Here is an 8,971-nt window from a genome sequence, read left to right as displayed (position 1 = left end):
CCGCGACCGCCTGCTCCAGGGAATGGAGATGCGTACGCCCGGAGGCGATATCGGCCTGTTCCCAGCCCGGCCCAGCCAGGAGGACCGCTGTGCGCGAGCGTTCGGCCGCCTCGATCGCCTCGCCGAGAGCCGTCGACTCCGACTGTGACCAGAGCACGACCGCCGTCGGTTGGTTCCGCCGGATCAGGGCCTGCGCCAATGCCTCGGCAGGCACCGACGCCCCGAGCAGCAGCGCGGGGCGGCCCTGTTCGGCCAGCGCCGCCCGCAGCACTTCCAGCGGCAGCACGTGCTGCTCGCCTCCGGTGCAGGCCAGTACGATCTCCGGTTCATCCCGCAGGTCGGTCAGGGCGGGGACGCCACGATGCAGGGCGGTGGTGACCGCCCAGGACAGAAGGTGCTCGACATCGATGTAGCCGCGCCCGAGTCGCTGCTTCGCCACGATGTCCTCGAAGGCGGGGCGGCACAATCGATTCCAGGTGGCGATCACCCCGTAGTGCGCCAGGTGCGCGGAGATCAGCCGAGAAGGAGATCGCCCCCTACGCGAAGGACGTGGACGGCAACGCCCGCTTCCCCGAGGAGGCGCTGACCGCGTTGAACGCGGCGGGCTTCAATGCCGTGCACGTGCCCGAGGCGTACGGCGGCCAGGGCGCGGACTCCGTCGCCACCTGCATCGTGATCGAGGAAGTGGCCCGCGTCTGCGGTTCCTCCTCGCTCATCCCGGCCGTCAACAAGCTCGGCACCATGGGCCTGATCCTCAACGGTTCCGAGGAGCTCAAGACCAAGGTCCTCGCCGACATCGTCGCGGGCAAGATGGCCTCCTACGCGCTGTCCGAGCGTGAGGCCGGCTCCGACGCCGCCTCCATGCGCACCCGCGCCAAGGCCGACGGCGACGGCTGGATCATCAACGGCTCCAAGTGCTGGATCACCAACGGCGGCAAGTCCGATTGGTACACCGTCATGGCCGTCACCGACGCCGACAAGGGCGCCAACGGCATCTCCTCGTTCATGGTCCACAAGGACGACGAGGGCTTCGTGGTCGGCCCGCTCGAGCACAAGCTCGGCATCAAGGGTTCCCCGACCGCGGAACTGTACTTCGAGAACTGCAAGGTTCCCGGTGACCGCATCGTCGGCGAGCCCGGCACCGGCTTCAAGACCGCCCTGCAGACCCTCGACCACACCCGCCCGACCATCGGCGCGCAGGCCGTCGGCATCGCGCAGGGCGCGCTGGACGCCGCGATCGCTTACACTAAGGACCGCAAGCAGTTCGGCAAGACCATCGCGTCGTTCCAGAACACCGAGTTCATGCTGGCCGATATGGCCATGAAGATCGAGGCCGCGCGCCTCATGGTCTACACCTCGGCCGCCCGCGCCGAGCGTGGCGAGAAGAACCTGGGCTTCATCTCGGCCGCGGCCAAGTGCTTCGCCTCCGATGTGGCCATGGAGGTCACCACCAACGCCGTGCAGCTCTTCGGCGGCGCGGGCTACACCACCGACTTCCCGGTGGAGCGCATGATGCGCGACGCCAAGATCACCCAGATCTACGAGGGCACCAACCAGATCCAGCGCGTCGTGATGTCGCGTCAGATCCTGCGCTGATCCCCGGTCGCGAAAGCGACAGGGCGAGAAGACGACTGGAGGCGGCTCCGAGTTTCGGCTCGGGCCGCCTCCGCTGTTTCGTCCGGTGTTCCCTACTGGGTCTGCGCCGCCGAGGACAGGCTGGCGAGCAGACTGCTGAGCAGCGAGCCGACCGTCATGTTCGCGCTGCCGGTGCCGAGGGCGGACGGGCTGCAGGTGGTGCCCGACGGTGCGGTCTGCACGACGTTGACCGCGAGCGGGCCCTCGGCGACACCGGCGACACCGGACGCGGTGACGAAGAGGTTCCAGTTGCCGACGGCGCTCTGCGAACCGGTCACCGACTGCGACGGCGTCCACTGGAAGGTCAGGTCCGTGCCCTGGGTGTAGGTCACCGGCGCGGACCACCAGGTCTGGTTGGTGCCGGTGTTGGTGGCTTCCAGCACGAAGCTGGTGGCGTTGGACTGCGAGGCCATCTGCGCGGCGTCGGCCGACGGGAAGGTGATCGAGTACGTGGTGCTGACGCAGTAGGCCGTGGAGGACGTGATGGCCAGCTGTGCCGAGGCGGCGGGAGCCATCGCGATGGTGAGCCCGGCAACGGCGACCGCTCCGGCGATTCCGGCTCCGGAGCGAGCGAGGACCGACTTCTTCATAAGGTCAATATCTCCCAGTTGGTGAAAACCCCTGGGTCGAGGGGCTTTCGGACCCTAACGGCGGCACCCGGCCCACATCTATGAAACCCTGGCTTTTCACAGCCGACTGACAGTTCCGGAATGTCGCCACGCACGGCGATCCGAAATCTGTTCAGTAGCTGAAGAATTGCTCCACTCGAGCGTTCGCCGCCGATGTGCGGCGGGCCGGTTCGCCGGGGCTTTTCTTTACGGCTTCCTCAGGTAAAGCAAGGGTTCGAGGGCTGTTCGGGCACGGATGCCGGGGGCACTATGGAGCCATGGCCGGAGTCGAAATCAACGACACCTTCGTCCGGCGCACACTGGCCGACGGACGGGTGGAAGAGGTCGCATGGACGGAACTGGCGGAGGTACGGATCATTACGGCGGCGGACGGGCCGTTCGCCGGTGATGTGTTCTTCGTTCTGATCGGCGCCACCGGCAAGGGCTGTGTGGTGCCGTATTCGGCGGCCGACACCGCGTTCCTGGCGAAGCTGCAGTCGCTGCCGGGTTTCGACGACGCGAAGGTGAGTGCGGCGATGGAGGGCAGCGCCGACCGGCATTTCCGGGTCTGGCAGCGCCGCAACACGCCACGGTCGAATTAGGCCACCAGGTCGGCGTATTCGGGGTGCTCGGTAATGTACTTCTCGACGTACCAGCAGGTGGGAATGATCGAGAAGCCTTCCGCGCGCGCATCGTTCAACGCGAACTCGACGACCTGCGCGGCCACGCCACGGCCCCGGAACTCGGGAAATGTGAGGGTGTGCTGGATGTCGCGGATCTTGGTGTCGCCGTCGAGGCGTTCCGCGTAGTCGGCGTAACCCGCGAGCGTGCCGTCGAGGTAGATCTCGTAGCGGGTGGCGTCGGCATTGTGTTCCAGCTTCGTGCTCATGTCGGTCACAGCACCGCTCCCGGGTTGAGTATTCCGTGCGGATCCAGTGCTTCCTTGATGCGGCGCGTGAGTGTCATCACGTCCGGCCCGAGTTGATCGGGCAGCCACGCCTTCTTCAACCGCCCGACCCCGTGTTCACCGGTGATGGTGCCGCCGAGACCGATTGCGAGGTCCATGATCTCGCCGAAGGCCAGGTGCGCGCGCTCGGCTTCGTCCGGGTCGGCCGGGTCGTGCACGATGAGCGGGTGGGTGTTGCCGTCGCCCGCGTGCGCGATGACGGAGATGAGCACCCGCCGGTGCGCGGCGATCTCGGCGATGCCGGAGACCAGTTCGCCCAGCCGCGGCAGTGGGACGCCGACGTCCTCGAGCAGCAGCGGCCCTTTGCGTTCCACCGCGGGGATGGCGAATCGCCGTGCCGCGCAGAAGGCTTCGCCCTCGTCCGGATCGTCGGTGCGGAAAGCCTCGGTGGCCCCGGCCTTCTCGCAGGCGGTGAGCATGAGGTCGGCCTCGTGCCCGGCGTGTTCGCCGGGTGCGTCGGAGCGGGCCACCAACAGCGCGGCGGCGTCGCGGTCGAGCCCCATCCGCAGTTCGTCCTCGACGGCGTTGATCGCCACCGCGTCCATGAATTCCAGCATGGAGGGCCGCAATCGGCCGGTGATGGCCAGGATCGCGTCGGTGGCGGCGGTCAGGTCCGCGAACGTGGCGACCACCGTCGACTGCGGCGGTTGCGCGGGCAGCAGCCGCAGCGTCAACTCGGTGATGATCCCCAGCGTGCCCTCGCTGCCGACGAACAGCTTGGTCAACGACAACCCCGCCGAGTCCTTGAGGCGCGGCCCGCCCAGCCGCACCGCGGTCCCGTCGGCCAGCACCACCTGCATGCCGAGCACGTAATCGGTGGTGACGCCGTACTTCACGCAGCACAGACCGCCCGCGTTGGTGGCCGCGTTGCCGCCGATCGAGCAGATCTCGAAGGAGGAGGGGTCGGGCGGGTACCACAGTCCCTGCGCGGCGACGGCCCGCTTGACCTCGGCATTGAGCAGTCCCGGCTGCGCCACGGCGGTGCGGGTGACGGGGTCGACGGTGATGTCCCGCATCTTCTCGGTGCTCAGCAGCAGTGCCCCGTTCTGGGCGGTGGCCCCGCCGGAGAGTCCGGTCCCGGCCCCGCGCGGCACGATCGGCACCCGATGCTCGTGCGCCCAGCGCACGGTCGTGGCGACCTGTTCGGTGGTCAGCGGCCGGATCAGTGCGAGCGCGGTCCCCGCGTCCGGATCCAGGGCCCGATCCTGCCGATATCCGTTCAGCACATCGGGATCGGTCACCACCATGCCGTCGGAGAGGAGACCGCGCAGTCCGTCGAGATCGATGTCCACATGCCGAAGCTACGGGTTCCGGCCGCGTTTTGTCCGGAACCCGTAGCTTCTGATCCGATCACTCAGTGCGCGGCTCGCGCCGGTGTGGCTGCCTTGGGGAGCGCCAGCGCCGCGGCCAGCACGACCGCCAACACCGCCGCCCCGCCCAGCGCCGCCATCTCCATCGCCGTCACATACCCGCCGGTGCCGTGGTGGCTGCCCAGCGCGCTGAAGAAGATCACCCCGAGAACCGTTGCGCCGATGGCGTTTCCGAACTGCTGCGAGGTGGTGAGCACGCCCGCCGCCATGCCCGCCTGCCGCGCCGGGATGCCCGAGGACAGCACCGCCCCGACAACCGAGGGGATGGTGAGCCCGTTGCCGGTGCCGACGATCATCATGCCGGGGATCAGCGCGAGCGCGGTGACGCCGCTGCCCATGCCGACCAGTACCGCGAGGGTGATTGCCAGCCCGGTGAGGCTGGTGAGCGTGCCCAGCACCATCACCCGGTTCCCGATCCGCGCGGCCACCCGGGGCGCGAGGAAGAACGAGCTGCCCGCGAAGCACAGGCCCAGTGGCGCGAACGCCAATCCCGCTGTGAGCGGCGACAATCCGAGCCCGTTCTGCAGCATGAGGGTCAGGCACAGCATGAACCCGGCGAAGAAGGTCAGGTATCCGCCCGCGATGACCAGCCCGAGGCTGAAGCCGCGTTCGCGCACCATGGTGGTGTCGAGGACGGGTTCGCCGCCGCGGCTTTCCAGGCGGTTCTCGTAGCGCAGGGTGAGCAGCAGCACCGGGATCGAGGCGAGCATGCTGACCCAGGTCCACACCGGCCAGCCCTCCGGACGGCCCAGTGTGATGGGCACCAGCAGCAGGGCCAGTGCGGCCGAGATGCCCAGTGCGCCGATCGGATCCAGCTTGGGCCGCTGGGTCTGCTCGTGGCGGGGCAGCCAGCGGGCAGCGAGCGCGGCGGCCGCCAGCCCGATGGGCACATTGATGTAGAAGATGCTGCGCCAGCCCCAGCCGAACAGGTCGAGGTCGAGCAGCACGCCGCCGAGCACCTGCCCCGAGACCGCGCCGAGGCCGATGGTGGCGCCGAATGCGGCCATGGCCCTGGGCCGTTCGTGCGGCGGGAAGAGGGTGTTGATGAGCGCCAGCATCTGCGGCACCATGAGCGCCGCGGTGCCGCCCTGCAGGACTCGGAAGGCGACCAGCGCCCAGGCGTTGGGCGCGAGTCCGCACAGCAGTGAGGCGGCGGTGAAGGCGAGCATGCCGATCACGAAGAGTTTCCGGTGCCCGTGCAGGTCGCCGAGACGGCCGCCGGTGATCAGGCCCGAGGCGTAGGCGAAGCCGTAGCCGCCGACGATCAGTTCCAGCGCCGATTCGCCGGCGTGCAGGTCGTGCTGGAGCGAGGAGGCGGCGACGTTCACGACGAACCAGTCGAACATCGCCATGAACATGGCACTGAGGATGACGGGCAGGGCTCGCCAGCGAGCATCGAACCCGGCGGTTACGGGAACCGTTGCGGTGGTTCGGCTTTCGAGTGTGGTCACGTCGTTCTCCCGAACGTGCAAGGGGGTGGGGGAGTCGGCGCGCCGTTGCGCCGGAAGCACAGTGTTTGTAACTAACCGGTTGGTTACAGATATTCCACCCGCACCGACCGCTTGTCAACCAGTTGGTTGGTTACCATCGAAGGCATGGCAGGCACCAGGGATCCCGAGGCGACCAAGGCGCGCATCTTCGAGGCCGCGACCGCGGAATTCGCGCGGTACGGGATCGCGGGCGCGCGCGTCGACCGCATCGCCCGCAACGCCAAGGCCAACAAGCAGCTCATCTACGCCTACTTCGGCGACAAGGAGAAGCTGTTCCACCAGGTGCTGGAGAAGACCATGCTGGCCGTGGCCGGGTCGGTCACCACCGATATCGAGGACCTCGACACCTGGATCGACCAGCACATCGACTACCACCGCGAGCATCCGGAACTGCTGCGGCTGTTGCAGTGGGAGGCCCTCGAACTGGGGCGCGAGAACGCCTCGGCGGGTGAATTGCGTTGCGGCCGTTACCTGGAGAAGCGGCAGAAGGTCGAGGTGGCCCAGGGTAAGGGGCTGATGCGCGAGGATATGCCGCCCGGCCAGGTGCTCATGCTGCTCATGTCGATGATCAACTATCCGCTGGCGGTCCCGCAGGTCGCCGATTTCACCCTCGGCCCCGCGATCGATCCGGAGGCGCAGCGGGCCTGGATCAAGGACGCCATCCGCCGCATCGTCGCGCCGGGCGCCTCGTCCGTCCCGGACACCGGAGCGTAACCCGCCGTTCCCGGCGCAGTACACTGCCGCCGTGTCCGATGCCAAGCTAGAAATCCAGATGCTGCACGACCGCGTGATGGTCAAGCTGAGCCCCGAGGCGGGCGAACGGCGCAGCAGCGGTGGCATTCTCATTCCGGCCACCGCCCAGGTGGCCAAGCGCCTGTCCTGGGGTGAGGTGTGCGGCGTGGGTTCCCATGTCCGCGCGGTGAGCGTGGGCGATCAGGTGCTCTTCAGCGCCGACGATCAGTTCGAGGTGGAGATCCAGGCGCAGGCGTACTACGTGCTGCGCGAACGCGATCTGCACGCCGTCGCCAACACCCACCCGGAACACGGCACCGGCCTGTACCTGTAGCGCTCGAAACGCCAACGGCCCGCAACCCTTTCGGGTGCGGGCCGTTGTTGTACCGGATCAGGCGGCCGTACCGGATCAGGCGGCCTTGAGGATGCCGCCGTCGATGACGTAGTCCGAGCCGTTGATGATGGCCGCCCGCTCGGAGGCGAGGAAGGTCACCAGGGCGGCGATCTCGCCGGGTTCGGCGATGCGGCCCGCGGCGATGTCGAACTGCCCCGCCATGCCGGCCAGGAAGTCCTCGTGGGCAACGCCGTTCGCGGCGGCGAGCTTCGCGCCGAGCTGGCCGGGTCCGCGCCAGATGTCGGTGCCCACCGGTCCGGGGGAGACGGTGTTCACGCGCACGCCCTGCGGCCCGAACTCCTCGCTGAGCCGCTTGCCGAAGTTGGTGAGCGCCGCCTTGGCCTCGCTGTAGCCGACCGGGCCGACCGCCGGGATTCGCGCGTTGATCGAGGACACCGTGATGATCGCGCCGCGCCGTTCGATAATGCTGGGCAGGGCCGCGCGCACGGTGGTCACCACGCCGAACAGGTTGAGGTCGAACAGTTTTTGCCACTGGTCCGCGGGGATGTCGAGGAAGCCGCCGAGGTTCAGTTTGTCGGCGTCGCCGCCGCCGACATTGTTGATCAGGATGTCGATGCCGCCGAGCTCGGCCAGGGCGCCCTCGACCGCGGCGAGCGCGCCCTCGGTGGTGCTCAAATCGGCGGAAATGGTTGCTGCCGCGACTTTTTCGAGTTCCGGCGTGATGTTGCGGGCCACCCCGACGACGCGTACGCCCTCGGCGGCCAGCTCTTCGGCGACGGCCAGCCCGATGCCCCGGCTCGCGCCGGTGACGAGCGCGGTCTTGCCGTTCAGTCCGAGATCCATGATCCTTACCTTTCTTGAACTACAGGTCAAAAATTGAGGTGAAGAAAAGGGCCGCAGGTCGCGGCCCAGCAGTGTCAGAGGGTGGACAGAGTGGTGTCGATGATCCGATACAAGGTCTCGACATCCGACACCTTGGCGGTAATCCGAAGCCCGCCAATGGTATTCATCAAGAACTCGGCATATGCCCGAGTGTCGAGATCGGCGCGCACATCGCCGTCGCGCTGCCCACGTTCGAGCCGTTCTCGGAACACCTCGATCATGAGCTCATATCCGTCGTTCACGGCCTTGGTGGCCTCGGTGTCGTGCCCCGCCATCTCCAGCGCGGTATTCACCAGCAAGCAACCCCGCCGAACCGGGTACTCGAACTCGGTGTCCACCGTGTACCGAATCCAGGCCCGAAACCGCTCCCGAGTCGAACCAGGCTGAGCCAGTGTCTCTCTCGCCAGCTCCGACCCCATCCGGTTGTACCGAATCATGGCGAGATCGAACAACTCCCGTTTACTCCCGAAGGTGTTGTAAAGACTGCCCTTCCCGATCCCGGTAGCCTCCGCCAACTGCGCAGGCGAACACCCCGCATACCCATGGGTCCAGAACGCCTCCATCGCGCGATCCACCACCGTGTCCGCATCGAAGTTCCGTGGCCTGCCCATGAAACAAAAATACCCCGTTCTTGACTCGCAGGTCAAGAACGGGGTATTTCGCTGAATCTCCTACAGCGCCTTGAGTTCCTCGGTGACGGCGCCGACGGACTTCTTGGCGTCGCCGAAGAGCATGGAGGTGTGGTCGGCGTAGAACAGGGGGTTGTCGATGCCGGCGAAGCCGGAGTTCATCGAGCGTTTGAGGACGATGACCGACTTGGCCTGGTCGACGTTCAACACCGGCATGCCGTAGATGGGGGACGAGGCGTCCTCGCGGGCGGCGGGGTTGGTGACGTCGTTGGCGCCGATGACCAGGGCGACATCGGTGCGGGC

10 protein-coding genes and 2 pseudogenes are annotated in these 8,971 nt (G+C 67.5%); 4 read left to right on the top strand and 8 right to left on the bottom strand.

All coding sequences use genetic code 11. From position 1 onward, the window contains the following. Window positions 1-439, bottom strand: a pseudogene (locus tag ACWELQ_RS28675) (MerR family transcriptional regulator); the annotation flags it as partial. 68 nt (window positions 440-507) lie between these two features. Here ACWELQ_RS28675 and ACWELQ_RS28670 point away from each other — a divergent pair. After that, window positions 508-1,596: pseudogene (locus ACWELQ_RS28670) on the top strand (acyl-CoA dehydrogenase family protein); the annotation flags it as partial. Between the two features lie 92 nt (window positions 1,597-1,688). Here ACWELQ_RS28670 and ACWELQ_RS28665 read toward each other — a convergent pair. Further along, on the bottom strand, window positions 1,689-2,225 hold the full coding sequence (locus tag ACWELQ_RS28665) for a hypothetical protein (RefSeq protein ID WP_452400146.1): 537 nt from the start codon (window positions 2,223-2,225) through the stop codon (window positions 1,689-1,691). A gap of 296 nt (window positions 2,226-2,521) precedes the next feature. Here ACWELQ_RS28665 and ACWELQ_RS28660 point away from each other — a divergent pair, with 296 nt between their 5' ends. Then, window positions 2,522-2,845, top strand: coding sequence for a hypothetical protein (locus tag ACWELQ_RS28660; protein WP_452400145.1), 324 nt, complete (start codon window positions 2,522-2,524; stop codon window positions 2,843-2,845). On the opposite strand, the gene ACWELQ_RS28655 is transcribed toward ACWELQ_RS28660, so the two are convergent. From ACWELQ_RS28655 to ACWELQ_RS28645, 3 genes are all read right to left on the bottom strand, one after another. Continuing rightward, on the bottom strand, window positions 2,842-3,132 hold the full coding sequence (locus ACWELQ_RS28655; RefSeq protein WP_452400144.1) for a GNAT family N-acetyltransferase: 291 nt from the start codon (window positions 3,130-3,132) through the stop codon (window positions 2,842-2,844). The genes ACWELQ_RS28660 and ACWELQ_RS28655 overlap by 4 nt on opposite strands. Window positions 3,133-3,137: 5 nt before the next feature. After that, window positions 3,138-4,457, bottom strand: a complete 1,320-nt coding sequence (locus ACWELQ_RS28650; RefSeq protein ID WP_452400147.1) for an FAD-binding oxidoreductase — start codon at window positions 4,455-4,457, stop codon at window positions 3,138-3,140. 107 nt (window positions 4,458-4,564) lie between these two features. Then, entirely contained in the window at window positions 4,565-6,031 is a 1,467-nt protein-coding gene (locus ACWELQ_RS28645) for an MFS transporter (protein WP_452400143.1), read from the bottom strand. A 144-nt stretch (window positions 6,032-6,175) separates the two neighbouring features. Here ACWELQ_RS28645 and ACWELQ_RS28640 point away from each other — a divergent pair, with 144 nt between their 5' ends. Beyond that, window positions 6,176-6,784 (top strand): TetR family transcriptional regulator, encoded by a 609-nt coding sequence (locus ACWELQ_RS28640; RefSeq protein WP_452400142.1) that lies wholly within the window; start codon window positions 6,176-6,178, stop codon window positions 6,782-6,784. Between the two features lie 31 nt (window positions 6,785-6,815). Further along, complete coding sequence (locus ACWELQ_RS28635) at window positions 6,816-7,136, top strand: GroES family chaperonin (protein ID WP_033085091.1); 321 nt, start codon at window positions 6,816-6,818, stop codon at window positions 7,134-7,136. A 75-nt stretch (window positions 7,137-7,211) separates the two neighbouring features. Here ACWELQ_RS28635 and ACWELQ_RS28630 read toward each other — a convergent pair whose 3' ends face one another. The 3 genes from ACWELQ_RS28630 to ACWELQ_RS28620 all read right to left on the bottom strand — a co-directional run. Continuing rightward, complete coding sequence (locus ACWELQ_RS28630; protein ID WP_452400141.1) at window positions 7,212-8,000, bottom strand: SDR family oxidoreductase; 789 nt, start codon at window positions 7,998-8,000, stop codon at window positions 7,212-7,214. Between the two features lie 74 nt (window positions 8,001-8,074). Further along, complete coding sequence (locus ACWELQ_RS28625; protein WP_452400140.1) at window positions 8,075-8,650, bottom strand: TetR/AcrR family transcriptional regulator; 576 nt, start codon at window positions 8,648-8,650, stop codon at window positions 8,075-8,077. Window positions 8,651-8,710: 60 nt separating this feature from the next. Then, a partial coding sequence (locus ACWELQ_RS28620; RefSeq protein WP_452400139.1) for an NAD(P)(+) transhydrogenase (Re/Si-specific) subunit beta occupies window positions 8,711-8,971 on the bottom strand: 261 nt, incomplete at its 5' end.

The organism is Nocardia sp. NPDC004722 (assembly GCF_053601505.1).
The sequence above is the reverse complement of the archived record's forward strand: the minus strand, read 5'-3'. Positions and strand labels throughout refer to the sequence as shown.

Bases quoted from the DNA above. Each gene is read 5' to 3' on its own strand.
- ACWELQ_RS28665 (WP_452400146.1), bottom strand. From the start codon at position 2,225: ATGAAGAAGTCGGTCCTCGCTCGCTCCGGAGCCGGAATCGCCGGAGCG.
- ACWELQ_RS28660 (WP_452400145.1), top strand. From the start codon at position 2,522: ATGGCCGGAGTCGAAATCAACGACACCTTCGTCCGGCGCACACTGGCC.
- ACWELQ_RS28655 (WP_452400144.1), bottom strand. From the start codon at position 3,132: ATGAGCACGAAGCTGGAACACAATGCCGACGCCACCCGCTACGAGATC.
- ACWELQ_RS28650 (WP_452400147.1), bottom strand. From the start codon at position 4,457: ATGGTGGTGACCGATCCCGATGTGCTGAACGGATATCGGCAGGATCGG.
- ACWELQ_RS28640 (WP_452400142.1), top strand. From the start codon at position 6,176: ATGGCAGGCACCAGGGATCCCGAGGCGACCAAGGCGCGCATCTTCGAG.
- ACWELQ_RS28630 (WP_452400141.1), bottom strand. From the start codon at position 8,000: ATGGATCTCGGACTGAACGGCAAGACCGCGCTCGTCACCGGCGCGAGC.
- ACWELQ_RS28625 (WP_452400140.1), bottom strand. From the start codon at position 8,650: ATGGGCAGGCCACGGAACTTCGATGCGGACACGGTGGTGGATCGCGCG.